Annotated in this window: 19 protein-coding genes; 14 read left to right on the forward strand and 5 right to left on the reverse strand. The window is 70.0% G+C overall.

All coding sequences use genetic code 11. The features are described from left to right. Positions 1 to 52: 52 nt before the first annotated feature. Positions 53 to 1,642 carry an MFS transporter gene (locus ACFY2X_RS27335; protein ID WP_389943034.1) on the forward strand — a complete coding sequence of 530 codons (1,590 nt, stop codon included), beginning with the start codon at positions 53 to 55 and terminating at the stop codon, positions 1,640 to 1,642. A 53-nt stretch (positions 1,643 to 1,695) separates the two neighbouring features. Here the strand turns inward: ACFY2X_RS27335 and ACFY2X_RS27340 are convergent, their stop codons facing one another. Next, positions 1,696 to 3,114, reverse strand: coding sequence for a cellulase family glycosylhydrolase (locus tag ACFY2X_RS27340; RefSeq protein ID WP_389943037.1), 1,419 nt, complete (start codon positions 3,112 to 3,114; stop codon positions 1,696 to 1,698). A gap of 109 nt (positions 3,115 to 3,223) precedes the next feature. Between ACFY2X_RS27340 and ACFY2X_RS27345 the strand changes: the two genes are divergently transcribed. From ACFY2X_RS27345 to ACFY2X_RS27360, 4 genes are all read left to right on the forward strand, one after another. Then, positions 3,224 to 3,715: a hypothetical protein gene (locus ACFY2X_RS27345; RefSeq protein WP_389943040.1), complete on the forward strand. Its 492-nt coding sequence runs from the start codon at positions 3,224 to 3,226 to the stop codon at positions 3,713 to 3,715. A gap of 10 nt (positions 3,716 to 3,725) precedes the next feature. Continuing rightward, complete coding sequence (locus ACFY2X_RS27350; protein WP_389943043.1) at positions 3,726 to 3,977, forward strand: DUF3039 domain-containing protein; 252 nt, start codon at positions 3,726 to 3,728, stop codon at positions 3,975 to 3,977. Positions 3,978 to 4,148: 171 nt separating this feature from the next. Further along, positions 4,149 to 4,991 (forward strand): zinc metalloprotease, encoded by an 843-nt coding sequence (locus ACFY2X_RS27355; RefSeq protein ID WP_389943046.1) that lies wholly within the window; start codon positions 4,149 to 4,151, stop codon positions 4,989 to 4,991. After that, complete coding sequence (locus tag ACFY2X_RS27360) at positions 4,988 to 6,376, forward strand: MFS transporter (protein WP_389943049.1); 1,389 nt, start codon at positions 4,988 to 4,990, stop codon at positions 6,374 to 6,376. Before ACFY2X_RS27355 ends, ACFY2X_RS27360 begins: the two co-directional genes overlap by 4 nt. Before the next feature lie 75 nt (positions 6,377 to 6,451). Here ACFY2X_RS27360 and ACFY2X_RS27365 read toward each other — a convergent pair whose 3' ends face one another. Further along, on the reverse strand, positions 6,452 to 6,877 hold the full coding sequence (locus tag ACFY2X_RS27365; protein WP_389943052.1) for a nuclear transport factor 2 family protein: 426 nt from the start codon (positions 6,875 to 6,877) through the stop codon (positions 6,452 to 6,454). A 247-nt stretch (positions 6,878 to 7,124) separates the two neighbouring features. On the opposite strand from ACFY2X_RS27365, the gene ACFY2X_RS27370 reads away from it, so the two are divergent. From ACFY2X_RS27370 to ACFY2X_RS27380, 3 genes are all read left to right on the forward strand, one after another. Continuing rightward, the gene (locus tag ACFY2X_RS27370) at positions 7,125 to 7,919 is read left to right on the forward strand and encodes a TetR/AcrR family transcriptional regulator (RefSeq protein WP_389943055.1); all 795 of its coding nucleotides are present in this window, start codon (positions 7,125 to 7,127) and stop codon (positions 7,917 to 7,919) included. 242 nt (positions 7,920 to 8,161) lie between these two features. Next, positions 8,162 to 8,914 (forward strand): hypothetical protein, encoded by a 753-nt coding sequence (locus ACFY2X_RS27375; RefSeq protein ID WP_389943058.1) that lies wholly within the window; start codon positions 8,162 to 8,164, stop codon positions 8,912 to 8,914. Positions 8,915 to 9,108: 194 nt separating this feature from the next. Continuing rightward, positions 9,109 to 10,860, forward strand: a complete 1,752-nt coding sequence (locus ACFY2X_RS27380) for a DEAD/DEAH box helicase (protein WP_389943061.1) — start codon at positions 9,109 to 9,111, stop codon at positions 10,858 to 10,860. A 159-nt stretch (positions 10,861 to 11,019) separates the two neighbouring features. On the opposite strand, the gene ACFY2X_RS27385 is transcribed toward ACFY2X_RS27380, so the two are convergent. From ACFY2X_RS27385 to ACFY2X_RS27395, 3 genes are all read right to left on the reverse strand, one after another. Further along, positions 11,020 to 11,562, reverse strand: a complete 543-nt coding sequence (locus tag ACFY2X_RS27385; RefSeq protein ID WP_389943064.1) for a hypothetical protein — start codon at positions 11,560 to 11,562, stop codon at positions 11,020 to 11,022. 96 nt (positions 11,563 to 11,658) lie between these two features. Continuing rightward, positions 11,659 to 12,231, reverse strand: coding sequence for a nicotinamidase (locus ACFY2X_RS27390; RefSeq protein ID WP_389943067.1), 573 nt, complete (start codon positions 12,229 to 12,231; stop codon positions 11,659 to 11,661). Between the two features lie 4 nt (positions 12,232 to 12,235). Continuing rightward, positions 12,236 to 13,519, reverse strand: a complete 1,284-nt coding sequence (locus tag ACFY2X_RS27395; RefSeq protein WP_389943555.1) for a nicotinate phosphoribosyltransferase — start codon at positions 13,517 to 13,519, stop codon at positions 12,236 to 12,238. Between the two features lie 46 nt (positions 13,520 to 13,565). On the opposite strand from ACFY2X_RS27395, the gene clpS reads away from it, so the two are divergent. The 6 genes from clpS to ACFY2X_RS27425 all read left to right on the forward strand — a co-directional run bounded on the left by clpS (position 13,566) and on the right by ACFY2X_RS27425 (position 16,565). Next, positions 13,566 to 13,853 carry an ATP-dependent Clp protease adapter ClpS gene (gene clpS, locus ACFY2X_RS27400; protein ID WP_389943070.1) on the forward strand — a complete coding sequence of 96 codons (288 nt, stop codon included), beginning with the start codon at positions 13,566 to 13,568 and terminating at the stop codon, positions 13,851 to 13,853. 201 nt (positions 13,854 to 14,054) lie between these two features. Next, positions 14,055 to 14,543 (forward strand): DUF2017 domain-containing protein, encoded by a 489-nt coding sequence (locus tag ACFY2X_RS27405; RefSeq protein ID WP_389943073.1) that lies wholly within the window; start codon positions 14,055 to 14,057, stop codon positions 14,541 to 14,543. Positions 14,544 to 14,552: 9 nt separating this feature from the next. Next, complete coding sequence (locus tag ACFY2X_RS27410; protein ID WP_389943076.1) at positions 14,553 to 14,966, forward strand: Mov34/MPN/PAD-1 family protein; 414 nt, start codon at positions 14,553 to 14,555, stop codon at positions 14,964 to 14,966. A gap of 63 nt (positions 14,967 to 15,029) precedes the next feature. Further along, positions 15,030 to 15,167: a hypothetical protein gene (locus ACFY2X_RS27415; RefSeq protein ID WP_389943079.1), complete on the forward strand. Its 138-nt coding sequence runs from the start codon at positions 15,030 to 15,032 to the stop codon at positions 15,165 to 15,167. A gap of 87 nt (positions 15,168 to 15,254) precedes the next feature. Then, the gene (locus ACFY2X_RS27420) at positions 15,255 to 15,533 is read left to right on the forward strand and encodes a MoaD/ThiS family protein (RefSeq protein WP_389943082.1); all 279 of its coding nucleotides are present in this window, start codon (positions 15,255 to 15,257) and stop codon (positions 15,531 to 15,533) included. Positions 15,534 to 15,617: 84 nt separating this feature from the next. Further along, a complete protein-coding gene (locus ACFY2X_RS27425; RefSeq protein ID WP_389943085.1) occupies positions 15,618 to 16,565 on the forward strand; it encodes a PLP-dependent cysteine synthase family protein in 948 nt (315 codons plus the stop codon). The last annotated feature ends 112 nt before the right edge of the window (positions 16,566 to 16,677 follow it).

Here is a 16,677-nt window from a genome sequence, read left to right on the forward strand (position 1 = left end):
GGGGTTGCCGCTCCATGTGGGGCGGATGAAACTCACGAGGGGAACTTCTTCCATGGCTCAAGCCAAGACGGTGGCCGCGCCGCCATCGGATTTCGGCACGTCGAGGCAGGGGCATCCATGGCTCACGCTGCTGGCCGTGTCGCTCGGTGTGGTCATGGTGATGCTCGACGGCACCGTCGTCGCCATCGCCAACCCGGTGATCGCTAATGACCTCAAGGCATCCCTTGCCGACCTGCAGTGGGTGACCAGCGGTTACCTGCTCGCGCTCGCCGTGTTCCTGATCACCGCGGGCAAGCTCGGTGACCTGTTCGGACACAAGCGGATCTTCCTGATCGGCGTCGCGGGCTTCGCGCTCTCCTCGCTCGCGATCGGCCTCAGCTCCTCGGTCGGCGTGCTGATCGGGCTGCGCGTGCTCCAGGGCCTGTTCGGCGCGCTGCTCCAGCCCGCCGCCCTCGCGCTGCTGCGGATGGCCTTCCCCGGCGAGCGGCTGAAGGTGGCGATGGGTGCCTGGGGCGGCATCATCGGCCTGTCCAGCGCCGCCGGTCCGATCGTCGGGGGCCTGCTGGTGCAGAACGTGAACTGGCAGTCGGTCTTCTTCATCAACGTCCCCGTGGGCGTCGTGGCCCTGGCCATGGGCCTGTGGGTGCTCACCGAGAGCCGGGCGCAGACCCTGTCGAAGGTCGACTGGCTGGGTGTCGTGCTGCTGTCGGTCGCGATGTTCTCCCTGGTCTGGGCCATCATCAAGGCCCCTGACTGGGGCTGGGGCGACCTGCGGACCGTCGGCTTCCTGGCGGCGGCCCTGGTGGTCGGGGCCGTGTTCGTGTGGTGGCAGACCATGGCGTCCGAGCCGCTCGTGCCGCTCAGCCTCTTCAAGAACGCCTCGGTCTCCATCGGCACCGGCCTGATGATGCTCGTCGCCTTCTCCATGTTCGGCGCGATGTTCTTCCTCACGTTCTTCTTCCAGGGCGTGCACGGGCTCACCCCCCTGGAGTCCGGCGTGCGGATGCTGCCGATGAGCGCAGGCATGATCATCGCCTCGCCGCTGGCCGCCGTGCTCATCGGCAAGTTCGGTCCCAAGGTCACGATCGCGGGCGGCATGCTGATCACCGCCACGGCGATGTTCCTGATGTCCCGGCTCAGCCTCGACGCCGGCTTCCTCGACAGCGGGATCCCGTTCCTCCTGCTGGCCTTCGGGCTCTCGCCGGTCTTCGTCGGCGCCACCGAGATCATCGTCGGCAACGCGCCGGAGGAGCTCAGCGGTGTCGCGGGCGGCGTCCAGCAGTCGGCCATGCAGGTCGGCGGCGCGCTCGGCACGGCCATCCTCGGTGCGATCGTGTCGGCGAAGGTGGCAGACGTCTACGACGGCCACTGGACGGAGGCCAAGCTTCCGCCGCTCCCGCCGCAGCAGATCGAGGGGCTGAAGGAGCTGGCGACCTTCGGCGGGGCGCCCACCCCGAAGATGATGCCGGGCGTGCCCGAGCAGGTCGTGCAGGGCATCGCCAACGTGTCGCACCTGTCCTTCCTGGACGGCATGCACCTCGGCTTCGTGGTCAGCACGGGTGTCGCGGTCCTCGCGGCGGTGCTCGCCCTGTTCGTCAAGGCCGGGCGCAAGTCGGAGGACGCCCCGATCCACATGGGCTGATCCCCGCCATCGCCGTACGGCTCCCGCCATCGCCCGGCGGGAGCCGTACTCGTCTACGCAGGGGTGACCGTGAGCGTCTGGGCGCCCGAGGCCGGGGTCACCACGGTCAGGACCCGCCGGTCCGGGTCCCAGGTGGAGGAGGTCGCCCCGGCGACCTTGCCGCCACGGGGGAACTCGTCGGCGGGCAGGTAGATCTCGGTCGGGCCGGTCCCGTTGGCGTCGAAGCGCACGGTCAGCGAGTGGGCCTCGCGGTCATAGGTGATCTGCCGGGGGACGCCGCCGATCGCCCTCGGGTACGGCCTGGCGTAGACGGGCACGAGCGGCCCGGGGTTGCCCTTGGAGTCGTAGGGGCCCCACGGCCCCGGGTCGCGCGACCAGTAGGCCCGGCCCATGCCGGCCTCGTCGGTCAGGTCCAGCACCCGTTCCACCAGGTCGGTCGCGCCCGGCCGGGTGGTGTCGAGGCCGAACTCGCCCAGGATGACCGGCCCGTCCTGGCGCTCGGCGAGGCGGAGCATGTTCGCGCGCCACCAGCCCAGGGTCCGGTCGGTCCACTCGCGGGAGGCGCCCACGTAGTCCTCGTTCAGGTCCAGCGGGAGCGGGTAGACGTGCGGGGCCAGGCCGATCCGCGGCTCGCCCGCGCGCGGGTCCTCCAGGCGGGGCAGGCCGCTGGGCAGGCCCCAGTTGATCCCGACCGCCTGCGGCTCCACGAAGATCCAGTTGTCGTGGTCGACGGTCCTGATCTGCGCGATCGTGCGCCGGTAGAGCTCGGCCAGCGGGCCGTTCTCGAACGCGGCGCCCTGCACCGCGCCGCCCCACGGCTCGTTCATCAGGTCGTAGCCGATGACCGCCGGGTTGTCCTTGAAGTGCTCCGCCACCGCCCGCCAGGCCTTGGCGTAGTGGTCCATCAGCTCGGGGTGCTCGCCGGTGGTGTTCCAGAAGTGGTCGAAGGCCCGCATGACGCCGGGGTCGAGGTAGTACAGCTCCCAGGTGTCGTGTTCGCGGGCGACCGGCAGGCCGTCGGTGTAGGTGGCCCACCCGGGAGCGCCGTTGCCCGCGTGCCCGTCGGGGGTGACGCGGTCGCCCCACAGGTCCTGGTGCATGTCGAGCATGACGTGGTAGCCGCGCTTGGCGTACCAGCCGACCCGCTCGGCCACCTTTTCCAGATATTTCGTGTCATAGACACCGGGGGCTGGTTCGACGGCTCGCCACTGCACCAGAAACCGGACGAAGTTCGTGCCCATCGCCCGGTATTCGGTCTCGACGTCCGCCTCGGTCAGCTTGGGCAGTCCGTCCGGGGTGCCCTTGGCGCTGCTCGCGGTGTTGAAGCCGTGGAGGGTCAGCACCCGTCCCCGGTCGTCGGTGACGAACCGCGGGACGCGTCCGGGGGCGTCACCCCGGACGGCCGAGACCAGCCCGCCCGCGACGGCGACGGCCAGGGCCAGTCCCGCGACGGCCAAACGCGGACGCTTCATCGCGATGCCTCCATCTCCCGGCCACCTTCCCGAGGCCCGGCACATGGCGTGCGCTGAGGCCCCGATCCGGGTCTTTCGTGGAAATCGGTTGAGCGTTAGCCTGCCGAACATGAGCTTTGTTCGCAATGGCTTGCCGGCGGTCGTTACCTTGCTGATCGTCTTGGCGTTCGGGATGTTCGGCGCGCGCCTCGCCACCGTCGCGGGCTATCTCGCCGTGCCCTCCGCGGTGGGCCTGCCGTACGGCCTGCCCGGACTGCGGGTCGTCCCGCTCGGGGAGACGGGCTGGCTCCTCACGCTCACCGAGAGCCTCGCCGCCCTGGTCATGGTCGGTGTGGTCGGCTGGCTGACCGCACGCCGCAGGGGCGGGGCCGTGCGGGCCTTCTTCTCCGGTTGGGGCGCCTTCGTCCTGGGCGCGGTGGTGGCCGGGGTGCTGCGCGCGGTGGTCATCTCACAGATCGTCGAGGCCGGTCCCGGCGCCTACGCCGGTTTCCTGCTGGGGGCCGTGACCGCCGGGCTGCTCTGGGGGGGCGTGCTGGGCTGGACGGCCGGGTTCGCGGCGTCGGTGAGCGCCGGGGCGGGAACCACGGTGGTCCGGGCATAAAATCGGCAGGGTGAGCACGAAGATTCTCCCTGAGAGCGACATCCGGCCGGACCTGTCCCACGGCGACGGCGACCACGAGCGGTTCGCCCACTATGTCGAGAAGAACAAGATCATGGAGAGCGCGTTCAGCGGCATTCCGGTGCGCGCGCTCTGCGGCAAGGTCTGGGTGCCGAACCGGGATCCGCAGAAGTTCCCGGTCTGCCCCGAGTGCAAGGAGATCTACGAGGGGCTGCCCAAGGGCGAAGACGGCGACAACGAGTGAGTGTTGCTCATGGGTGATCGCCACCGATGAGGTTACGGTCGAGACGTCGCCGTCGAGCGGCAATCGACCAGCGGATGTGACCTGTCGGGGGAGCGCATGGCTCGGCGCGCGATCGCCGTTTTTTCCGTATGCCTGTTCACGGTGGGTGGGGCCTGCCTCATCCCCGCCCCGGTGTCCGCCGCGAGCGGGCCCCAGGGGTGCGCCGGTGCCGCACGGGCCGTGAGCCCCGGGCGCGGGCCCGAGCCGTACGCACCGGACCAGGCGCAGATCGCGGAGATGATGGCCGACCTGAGGTCGCGCCAGTCCGCGCTGCGCCGCGGGGACCGAGGCACCATCACGATTCCCACCTGGGTGCACGTCATCACCTCCGGGTCCCTCGGGGCGCAGGACAGCGCGGTGCAGAGCCAGATCGCCACGCTCAACGCCGCCTACGGCGGCCTGCTCGGCGGAGCCGACACCGGGATCCGGTTCCGCCTCGACGGTCTCACCCGGACCGAAAACGCGACCTGGTTCCGCGACCCGTTCGCTCACGAGCGGGTGATCAAGCAGATGCGCAAGGGCGGCGCGGAGACCCTCAACCTCTATGTCGCCCAGCTCAGCCAGCTGATGCTCGGCTACTCCACCTACCCCTACTGGTACAAGAAAGAGCCCGCCACCGACGGCGTGGTCATCGACTGGCGCAGCCTGCCGGGCGGGTCGCTGCGCAACTTCGACCGGGGGTTCACCGCGGTTCACGAGATCGGCCACTGGCTCGGGCTGCTGCACACCTTCGAGAACGGCTGCCAGCCGCCGGGTGACGGGATCAGCGACACCTCGCCGGAGGCCTATCCCACCGAGAGCTGCCCGGCCAGCAAGGACACCTGCAAGGGCGAGGGGCCGGACCCGATCCACAACTTCATGGACTACGCCCATGACCGCTGCATGACCGAGTTCACCGCCGGTCAGGCGTCCAGGATGCAGGAGATGTGGCTGGCTTACCGGGATTCGGCGGGGACCACTACCCTTAACGGGTGACAGTACCGAAGACGGTTGACGCTCCGTACACACCTCCTCGGATCTTCGGCCCCGACTACCGCACGGCATCACTCGGCATCCTGCTCGTCGTCACGCTGATCGCCTTCGAGGGCATGTCCATCGGCGCGATCATGCCCGCGGTGTCCAAGGACCTCGACGCGCTCGACCTGTACGGCATGAGCTTCTCGGCCTTCCTCATCGCCGGTCTGTTCGCCAACGTCGCCGCCGGGCTCTGGTCCGACCGGCGAGGTCACGCCTGGCCGTTCCTGCTCGGTGTGGCCCTGTTCGTGGCGGGCATGGTGCTCGCGGGCTCGGCCGGATCCAAGGAAGTGTTCATCGCGGCGCGCGCCGTCCAGGGACTGGGCGGCGGCGCGGTCATCGTGGCGATCTACGTGATGATCGCGCGAGTCTACGACCCCGCCGTCCGGCCCAGGGTGTTCGCCGCCCTGTCGGCCGCCTGGGTGCTGCCCGCACTGGTCGGGCCCGGCCTCGGCGGGATCATCGCCCAGACGGCCGGGTGGTGGTGGGTCTTCTATGGGATCGTGCCGCTGGTGATCCCGGCCATGGTGATGCTCCTGCCCGCGCTGCGCACCGGAGAGGGCCCGGCGCCCGAGCCGTCGACGGGGCCCCGGTCCCGGCCGCTGGCGATGACCCTGGCGGCCACGGCCACGGCGAGCGGCGCCGGAGTGCTGCTGTACGGCGTGGACCGGCTGCACACCACCCCGGTGCCCGGCGGGATCGCCACCGCCGCCGGACTGGCCCTGCTGGCCGTCGGCCTGCCCAGGCTGCTGCCTCCCCGGGCGCTCAGGTTCGGCCGCGGCCTGCCCACCACGGTCATGATGCGCGGCGTGCTCTCCTCGGCGTTCTTCGGGGTCAACGCGTTCATCCCGCTGATGCTCACCAAGGTGCACCGCTTCTCGGTCACCGAGGCGGGGGTGGCGCTCACCCTCGGCGCGCTGGGCTGGTCGACCGGCTCCTACCTGCAGACCCGCCGCTCCTACGACCGCCCCCTGCTGGTGCGGATCGGCGCCACCGCGGTCACCTCCGGCATCCTGCTGACCCTGCTCGCGCTCGTGCCCGGCGTCACCGGCTGGGTCACCGTGCCGGCCTGGGTCGTCGCCGGATTCGGCATGGGCATCGGCGTCACCAGTGTCAGCGTCACCGCGATGCGCCAGTCGCCCGACGCCGAGCAGGGCGCGAACTCCGCCGCCCTCCAGGTCGTCGACACCCTGGGCAGCGCACTCACGATCGGCTTCGGCGGCGTGCTGATCAATCTGATCGGTCATAACGACATCGCCACCGGCTACACCACGATCATCGCCCTCACGGCGGCCGTGGGCCTGCTCGGAGTGACGGTCTCCGGACGCATGCGAGACGTCTCCTGACTCGCCCCGCACAGCCATGAGTCCGGCCCCGCGTCACCCGACGCGGGGCCAGAGCACACGATCTTCAGTGATCTTCTAGCCGCGCTTCGTGGCCGGCCAGCCGTATCCCCAGCCGCCCTGCACCATCGTCTGGAACGCCCACCCGTCCTCGGTGCGTACCAGAAGGTCGACGTAGTGCATCTCCTGCCGCTGGCCCTCGATCGTCATCGTCGCCTCGGTCTCCACGACCACGAGGTTCTCACTGAGGAAGCGCGGAGTCCTCTTCGACTCGAGCCCGAGTCCCGCCGTGCCCCCGCCCATGGCCTCCTTCATCGCCTCGACGTACTCCTCCCGCGTCCACTGCCGGACCGCCGCGTAGCCGCCGGGTACGTCGGTGACCAGGTTCATCGGGAAGACCGCCAGATCGGCCAGCTTCTCGATCGCGCCATGAGCGGCCAGCCCGTCGTATTCGGCGAACCATGCCTCGATGCTCTTCAGTTCCTCGTCGCTCGGCTGGTACATGCGCATCCCTTCCGTTCCGTACGCTGTACCGTACAATACACGGAAGCGGGAATTCATTCCCTCGCCACCGCATGAGCCGTACGGAGAACTCCATGGAGCCGTCGCCGGCAGCGGGTTCCAGGCCGCGATGGCGATCTGCGTCTCGTTCGCCGTCGTCCTTCTCTCGCTCCGCCCGCTTGCGTACTATGTGCCGTACAGCGTACGGCAAGCAGGTTGCCGTAACGCGATTGAGCTGGAGAATGTTTCCGTGAGTGGAAAAAGTGATCCGGCCCGCAGCCTGGCGCTGCTCTGGGGTGCCCACACGAGACCGGGGCGCTCCGGCCTCACGGTGCGCTCGATTGTGGAAGCGGCGATGGAGCTCGCCGACGCCGAAGGGCTGGAGGCGGCGGCGATGCGCCGCGTGGCCGAGCGGCTCGGCGTCGGGACGATGTCGCTTTACACACACATCCCAGGAAAAGCCGAACTGACAGATCTCATGGTCGATACCGCTTTGGGCGAGCTCTACGCCGACGTCGACGAGCCCGCCACCCGCCGAGGTGGCTGGCGGGATGCGCTGGAGTTCATCGCCGAGCGAAACTGGAACCTCTACCAGCGCCACCCCTGGCTGCTGCAGGCCGTTGGCGGGCGTCCCTCGCTCGGCCCCAACGCGATCCTCAAATACGAGGCGGAGCTGCGCGCCCTCGACGGCATCGGCTTGTCGGATGTGCAGATGGACTCCGTGCTCACTCTCGTGCTCACCCAGGTCGAGGGAGTCGCCCGGACGCAGGCGCACCTCGCCCAGACCCAGCACACTTCAGGCCTGACCGAGGAGGAGTGGTGGCTGACCGCCGCTCCGATGCTGGAGAAGGTCGTGGACGCGCGGCGCTTTCCGGTCGCATCCCGCGTCGGGCAGGCGGCCGGTGAGCAGCACCAGGCCTCCATCGACCCGGCACACGCGTTCGGCTTCGGGCTGGCCCGCATTCTCGATGGGGTGGAACGGCTCATCGAGGCGCAGGGCGGACCTACCCGTCAGGCGCAGGACTCCGCCGACCAGGGCGAGTGACGGACGGTCATCATGACGGCCGGCCCCCTCGGCCCGGCGGTGGCCGACAGGACGCGGCCGGTGCCGGACTCCAGGTGGCGGGCCACCCCACCAGGCGGAAGAAGCCGGAGAAGAACCGATGGACACCGATGAAACGATCGGCGGTTCGCAGCCCCTCCCATAACGGCGATCGCCTATAGCCGGACCGCGCCGCGGAAGGCATGGTAGGACGGGATGACCGTGACCACCGGGAGGTAGGCCTCGTGGACGAACGGCCTCGCCAGGCATGGCCGCCGCAGGAGCCCCGAAAGCAGGGGCGGCACCGGGTGTGGCCCTCCGGAGAGCCGGACGGCAAGGACGAGCGGCCCCGCCGGGCGCGGCTGCCGGTGGGAGCCGGCTCCCAGGACGACCTTCCCCCCTCGGCCCGCTGGTACGGCACGCCCGCGGCCCCGCCCCGCCGGGTCCCCAGCCGCCTGCGGCGCCGCCTGCTCGGATCGCTCGCCCTGGTGGCCGGTGCGGGGATCGTCGTGGCGGGCGTCGCCCTGGTCCCGCGGGCACAGCCGTCCTCCTCGCCGCCCGGCCGGGTGGGCGACCCCGCGGCGGGGGTGGGCTATCCGCTGCTCGAAGGCTGGCGGGTGGGCGCGGTGGTGCCCGTCACCGGGTTCACCTCCGTGGCGGGCAAGGACGGGACGGCGACGGTGATGACCAGGCCGGCGGAGCCGGTGACCGACGTGCGCAAGGCCACGGTCGAGCTCACCGACCTGTACGCCCGGCTGCTGCTCCACGGTGACGAGGTGACGGTCGTGGACGACCGGGCGGTCACCGTGGGCGGGCGGAGCGGGCACAGCCGCTCCCTGCGGGCCGAATACCGGGATGTGGTCAACCGCCCGTCCTATCTTCGTGTGGTGTTCCTCACGGATCCCGGGGGGCGGCCGGTCGTGGTGGTCGGCATGGCCCAGCCGGACGACCCCCGGCTGAGGGCCGAGATCGACGCGGTGATCGCCGGAGTCCGTTAGGCGTCGTGGCGGCCCGTCCGCACGCGCGGCGGGCGCCCGCGGCGGAGTGTTCCGGGGGCGGCGGGAGGCGCCGGGGGCGCGGGGAGGGCGCGGCCGTACGGGGCCGGAGACCCCTAGCACGTGGAGGTGACCTTGGCGAGGATCTCGCCCGATCGGCACGTCTTGTCGTCGACTCAGATTACCCTGGGGACACTGTGAGCACTTCCGCCGCATCCCACCTGTCCCCCTCCTATCCGGACCGTGCCGCCCGAGGCACCGCGCCGAAGCTCCGTGCCTGGCAGCAGGAGGCATTTGACCTGTACTCCAGGCGTGAGCCGCGTGACTTCCTCGCGGTCGCCACGCCGGGCGCGGGCAAGACTACCTTCGCGCTGCGCATCGCCAGCGAGCTCCTGTCACGAGGGATCGTCCGGGCTGTGACGATCGTCACACCGACCGAGCATCTCAAGCAGCAGTGGGCCGACGCCGCCGGCAGGGTCGGCATCCCCATCGACCCCGAGTTCAAGAACAGCCAGGGCGCGACCTCCCGCGACTACCTCGGGGTGGCCGTCACCTACGCCCAGATCTCGATGCACCCGGCGCTGCACCGCGCCCGGACCGAGGCGCGCAAGACGCTCGTCATCTTCGACGAGATCCACCACGCGGGTGACGCGAAGTCCTGGGGTGACGGTGTGCGTGAGGCGTTCGAGCCCGCCACGCGGCGCCTGGCGCTGACCGGCACGCCGTTCCGGTCCGACGTCAACCCGATCCCGTTCGTCACCTACGCCGAAGACGGCGAGGGCATCCGGCGCAGCCTCTCCGACTACTCCTACGGGTACGGCCCGGCGCTCGCCGACGGCGTCGTCCGGCCGGTGATCTTCCTCGCCTACGCGGGTGAGATGCGCTGGCGGACCCGCGCGGGCGACGAGATCGCCGCGACTCTCGGCACCCCGCTCACCAAGGATCAGCTCGGCCAGGCCTGGAAGGCCGCACTCGACCCCAAGGGCGACTGGATCAGGCAGGTGCTCCACGCGGCCGACAGGCGGCTGACCGAGGTGCGCAGGGGCGTGCCCGACGCGGGTGGCCTGGTCATCGCCACCGACCACGAGACGGCCCGCGCCTACGCCAAGCACATCCGCACGATCACCGGCGAGGGTGCCACGGTCGTGCTCTCCGACGACCCCGAGGCGTCAAAGAAGATCAAGCAGTTCTCCGCGTCCCAGGATCGCTGGCTGGTCGCGGTCCGGATGGTCTCCGAGGGCGTCGACATCCCGCGCCTGGCCGTCGGTGTCTACGCCACGAGCACCTCGACTCCGCTGTTCTTCGCCCAGGCCGTCGGCCGTTTCGTCCGGGCGCGCAAGCGTGGGGAGACCGCCTCGGTCTTCCTGCCCTCGGTGCCCACGCTGATGGGACTGGCCGGGGAGATGGAGGCCGAGCGCGACCATGTGCTCGACCGCAAGCTGCCGGAGGAGGGGCTGGACGACTTCCTCCTCGACGACGCCCAGCGCAAGAAGGACAACCCCGACGTCCTGGGTGACGAGCTGCCGTTCGAGACCCTGGAGGCGGTCGCCACCTTCGACCGGGTGCTCTTCGACGGCGGCGAGTTCGGCACCGCCGCCGAACCGGGCTCGCCCGAGGAGGAAGACTTCCTCGGCCTGCCCGGGTTGCTGGAGCCCGACCAGGTGCGGACCCTGCTGAGCAAGCGCCAGGCCGACCAGCTCAAGGCCAAGCGGAACAAGCCCGAGCCCAAGGAGCCCCAGCTCGCCCCGCACGAGCTCATCGCCAACCTCCGCAAGGAGCTCAACGGGCTGGTGGGAGCGTGGAACCACCGCACCGGCCAGCCCCACGGCGTCATCCACGCGGAGCTCCGCCGGGCCTGCGGCGGTCCGGCCATCGCTCAGGCCACCGCCGAGCAGGTCCAGGAGCGGATCGACAAGATCCGCCACTGGGCCACCCAGCGGTCCCGCTAGGTCTGCTCCGCGGGGGCTTCGCCGGGTCGCCGCGGGTCACCGCGTGGCGATGCCGGCCAGCAACCAGTCGAGGCCGACGGCGAAGTTGGAGGCGACCTCGGGGGCGGGACGACCCGGCCGGGTTCCACGGTCTGCGTCTGCGCGTTCTGGCCGGACCGGTCAGCGCAGGGTGATCGGCCGGCCGGTCCGGCCGTCGACTGTCGTGAACGTCCCTTCGGCGGACAGCGGCGGTACGAGACGCACCTCGGCGGAAGCCACCCCGCCCGAGACGTCCACCGGGAGCGTCCGGGCGCCGGCGGGCCGATGCTTCATGGGCCCCTCGTGCATCCAGACCCTGATCCTGCGGTTCGCCTGGCGCAGGACGACGGTCGTGGTGTCGCACTCGTCCGCCGAGGCCGTCCAGAAGAACGTCACGGCGCGCAGCTCGCCCTGGCTCCGGGCGGCCCGCGCCCGTTCGGGAACGGGCAGCCGGGTGGAACAGGGGGGCACGCGCCCGGCCGCCTCCGCCGCGGGAACGGGCATCGTCGCAGGCCGGGCGATCGGGGCCGGTGGAGCTTGGACGGTGTTGTTGACCCAGATCGTGGCGGCCTCCAACCCGGCCAGCGCGAGCACGGCGCCCAACCGGACCGGCCCGGGGCCGCGCAGCAGCAGCCACAGGCACAGGGGAGCCAGGATCAGCCATGAGACACCGAGCACGAGCATGTGCGGTTCACCACCGTGGGGTCAGAGGAGTACGACTCTCCGTAATACTCTTATCGCAGACGGTGATGGGCGTCTTGGATGTTTCGTGACCCGCTTCTAGATCCGGATTACCGGTTCGCCGCTGAGGCGGGCCCCGGCGCTGTCGAGCTCGGCCAGGGCCGCCTCGGTGGTCGACTTGGACACTCCCGCGGTCAGGTCCAGCAGCACCCGTACGGCCAGGCCGTTGCGGATCGCGTCCAGGGCGGTGGCGCGCACGCAGTAGTCGGTGGCGATGCCGATGATGTCCACCGCGTCCACCTGGCGCCGGGCCAGCCAGTCGGCCAGGCCGGTGCCGTCGGGTGCGGTGCCCTCGAAGCCGCTGTAGGCGGCCTCGTCGGCGCCCTTGCTGAACACCTCCTCGACGAGCCTGGTGTCGAAGGCCGGGTGGAAGTCCGCGCCGGGGGTTCCGGCCACGCAGTGGGCGGGCCAGGAATCCACGTAGTCGGGTTCGTCGGCGAAGTGGGCGCCGGGGTCCACGTGGTAGTCGCGGGTGGCGACGATGTGGTCGTAGTGGTGGGAGGCGGCGTACCGGGAGATGGCGGCGGCGACCTCCGCGCCGCCTTTCAGCGGTAGGCTGCCGCCCTCGCAGAAGTCGTTCTGGACGTCGACGATGATCAGCGCGGTTGCCATGAAGCTAGTCAAACACGGTCGGAATGGCCGCGTCGCCCCGGGAGAGGTGGTGGGCCTCAGTGGGAAGTTCGGCGACGGTCTCGCGGTGCCGCACGCGGGCCGCCTTCAGGTCCTCCCCGTCGACGATCTCACCGTCACGTATCAGCTGGATCTGGAGCGGGCGGGCGTTCCCGGGCCGTTCGGCGGAGGTGGTGACCAGCTCGGTCACCGCCGTGCCCGAGGCGTCGAGCTCGCGGAAGGCATGCTTGCGGCCGCCCCGGCTGGGCTTGCCCACCGACTTCTTCGCCACCGGCCGTATGACGCCTTCGGCGTCCTGACGGGCGACGAGCTTGTACACCATCGCGGCCGTGGGCACACCGGAACCGGTGACCAGCGAGGTGCCGACGCCGTAGCCGTCCACGGGGGCGGAGGCCAGCGCCGCGATGGCGTATTCGTCCAGGTCGCTGGTGACGATGATCCGGGTCTTGTGCGCGCCCAGCGAGTCGAGCTGCTTGCGGACCTGGTGGGCGATCTCGGCCAGGTCTCCGGAGTCGAGGCGGATCGCGCCCAGGTCGGGGCCCGCCAGCTCCACCCCGGCCGCCACGGCCTCCGCCACGTCGTAGGTGTCCACCAGCAGTGTCGTGCCGCTGCCGAGCGAGTCGAGCTGGGCCTGGAAGGCCTGCCTCTCCGAGTCGTGCACCAGCGTGAACGCGTGGGCCGCGGTCCCGGCGGTCGGCACACCGTGCACGTGGCCGGCCATCAGGTTCGAGGTGGACGCGAACCCGCACAGGTATGCGGCCCGCGCGGAGGCCAGGGCCGCCATCTCGTGGGTGCGCCGCGAGCCCATCTCGATGATCGGCCTGGATCCGGCGGCGTGGACCATCCGGGCGGCGGCGGTGGCGATCGCGGAGTCGTGGTTGAGGATCGACAGGATCACCGTCTCCAGCAGCACGGCCTCGGCGAACGTGCCCTCCACGGTCATGATGGGGGAGCCGGGGAAGTAGCACTCACCCTCGCGGTAGCCGTACAGGTTCCCGGAGAACCGGTAGTCGGCGAGAAAGTCCAGGGTGGGGGCGTCCACCACGTGGTTGTCCCGGAGGAACGCGAGCTCCTCCTCGCCGAAGCGGAAGTTCTTCACCGCCTCCAGCACCCGGCCGGTTCCGGCGACCACCCCGTATCGTCGTCCCCCGAGCAACTGCCGCGCGAAAACCTCGAAGACCGCGTGCCGGGACGCTGCTCCGCTACGCAACGCCGCCTGCAGCATCGTCAGCTCATAGTGATCAGTAAGCAACGCCCTGCTCATAGTCATCGTCACGAGTCGAAGACTATGCCTCCGGTAGGGCAGACTGGGGTATGTGGGTAGCACCGCTCCGTTGGAAGTCGAGCGTCCGTCAATCGACGTCCGGCCTGATCTGCCATGGCTGACGATCGTCTGGAACGACCCGGTCAACCTGATGTCCTACGTGACCTACGTCTTCCAATCCGTCTTCGGCTACTCGAAGGAGAAGGCGGAGAAACTGATGCTCGACGTGCACCACAAGGGCAAGGCCGTGGTCTCCAGCGGCACCCGCGAGGAGATGGAGCGCGACGTGCAGATCATGCACTCGTACGGCCTATGGGCCACCGTGCAGCAGGATTCATGAGTGAAGACGGGCCCGTCGCGGCTCGGTTCGTGGCAGGTGAGGGGCGGGCGCTCCGGGACGCGGGTGGAGAGCGGGCGTTCCGGGAAACGGGTGCGGCGCTTCCGGGAAACGGGCGAGGAACGGTGAGCGAGCGGTGAGTTCAGGGTTCAGGCGGAGGCGCGAGCGGTGAGTTCAGGGTTCAAGCGGGGGCGTGAAGGTGGCGTGATCACCGTCTTCGACGCCGCCGAGGTCTCGATCCTGCGCTCGTTGGTCTCCCAGATCCTCGGCCTGATCGAGCCGGGGGAGACCGGGGACGACCCGCTGGAGCGCGCGCTCGGCATCGGAGCGTCCGAGCCGTCCGCCGATCCGGTGCTGGCCCGGCTGTTCCCCTCGGCCTACGAGGACCCGGAACAGTCCGCGGAGTTCCGCCGCTACACCGAGGCGACCCTGCGTGACGGCAAGCGGGCCGACGCGCAGACCATGCTCGACAGCGCCGAGCCCGGCAGGGTGGAGCTCACCCACGAGCAGGCGCAGGCATGGATGCGCGCGCTGAACGACGTGCGCCTCGCGCTCGGCACCCGGCTGGAGGTGACCGAGGAGGTCCACGACGAGATCGCCGCGATGGCGGAGGACGATCCGCGCTACCCGGCGTACGTCACCTACGACTGGCTGACCTACCTCCAGGACACCCTGGTCCGTGCCCTTTGGTAACTTCCAGACATGCTCACGATCTCCCGGGAACTGGTTGACAAGATCATCGCGCACGCCCGGGCCGACCACCCGGACGAGGCCTGTGGCGTGATCGCCGGGCCGATCGGCTCGGACTCTCCCCAGCGGTTCGTCGCGATGGAGAACGCCGAGCGGTCGCCCACGTTCTACCGCTTCGACTCGCTGGAGCAGCTGCGTGTCTGGCGCGAGATGGACGACCGCGACGAGGAGCCGGTGGTCATCTACCACTCCCACACCTCGACCGAGGCCTACCCCTCGCGCACCGACATCACCTACGCCTCCGAACCCAACGCCCACTACGTGCTCGTCTCCACCCGCGAGGAGCTGGGGGAGAAGGCGGAGTTCCGCTCCTACCGGATCGTCGACGGCGTGGTGGAGGAGGAAGAAGTGGCGATCGTCGAATGATCGGTGTCCCAACAGCCGATACGGCTGAGAAGAAGAACGATCCCTTTGGGTAAGCTGGTGACCATGCCGATCGTTGACCCGAGCCTGGAGGACGTCGTGCTCTCGCGTCCCCGCGCGCGGGCCCGGCACGCGAGCCTGCCGCCCGTGCAGAGCTTCCTGTTCGCGCACACCCCTTCTGTCGTCGTCTACGACTGTCGCTGACCGGCAGTCCTGGAATCCCTTCGTGCCCCCCGGTGTTCTGATCCGGTGGGCGGCACTCCCATGACGACAAAAGGAGATTGACCCGCGATGGCCATCGAGGTTCGCATTCCGACCATCCTGCGCACCTACACCGACGGAGCCAAGGCCGTCGACGGCACGGGCGCCACGCTTGAGGAGCTGATCGGCGACCTGGAGTCCCGGCACCCCGGGCTGAAGGACCGTCTGGTCGACAAGGGCGCACTGCGCCGTTTCGTGAACGTCTACCTGAACGACGAGGACGTCCGTTTTCTGGGCGGCCTGGAGACCCCGTTGTCCGACGGCGACACGGTCACCGTCCTGCCGGCCGTGGCAGGCGGCTCCCGCTAGTGTCGCGGTGCCACCGGCCTCTCGGCGGCCGGTGGCGCACGCCGACGGTTCCTGTTCGCTGACACGAGGCGGAAGCCGTACACCATGCGTTTTGACTCACTGATCGACTCGGTCGGCCGGACTCCCCTGGTCGGCCTTCCCCGGCTGTCCCCGTCGGAGGACGTGCGGATCTGGGCCAAGCTCGAAGACCGCAACCCGACCGGTTCGATCAAGGACCGTCCGGCGTTGTGGATGATCGAGCAGGCGGAGAAGGACGGGCTCCTGCGGCCCGGCTGCACGATCCTCGAACCCACGAGCGGCAACACGGGCATCTCGCTGGCGATGTCGGCCCGGCTCAAGGGCTACAAGCTGATCTGCGTGATGCCGGAGAACACTTCAGAGGAGCGCCGCCAGCTTCTGCGCATGTGGGGAGCGGAGATCATCTCCTCCCCGGGCGCCGGCGGATCCAACGAGGCGGTTCGGGTCGCCAAGGGCCTGGCCGCCGAGAACCCCGACTGGGTGATGCTCTACCAGTACGGCAACCCGGCCAACTGGCGTTCCCACTACGAGTCGACGGGCCCGGAGATCCTTGAGGATCTGCCGACCGTCACCCACTTCGTGGCCGGCCTGGGCACCACGGGCACCCTGATGGGCGTCGGCCGGTTCCTGCGCGAGCACGTCCCCGGTGTGAAGATCGTGGCAGCGGAGCCGCGCTACGGAGAGCTGGTGTACGGCCTGCGCAACGTGGACGAGGGGTTCATCCCCGAGCTCTACGACGCCGACGTCCTGACCACCCGCTTCTCCGTCTCCTCGGCCGACGCGCTGCGGCGCACGAGGGAACTGCTGGCCACCGAGGGCATCTTCGCGGGCATCTCCACCGGGGCCGCCCTGCACGCCGCGCTCGGTATGGCGAGCAAGGCCGTCAAGGCCGGGGAGCGGGCCGACATCGCGTTCGTGGTGGCGGACGGCGGCTGGAAATACCTGTCCACCGGAGCCTACGAGGGAACCCTGGAAGAGGCCGAGGAGCGGCTGGAAGGCCAGCTCTGGGCCTGACGCCCTCCCACCGCGACCATTCGCCGGGAACCTCGGGCGTTCACGCCCGCGGGGAATGTTTCCCTCAGTCGTCGGAAGTCGCCGCACGTCATCGAAAAGGGCGGGCGTCCCG

Origin of the sequence: Streptosporangium sp. NPDC000396 (assembly GCF_042898655.1) — a bacterium.
Taxonomy (GTDB): domain Bacteria; phylum Actinomycetota; class Actinomycetes; order Streptosporangiales; family Streptosporangiaceae; genus Streptosporangium.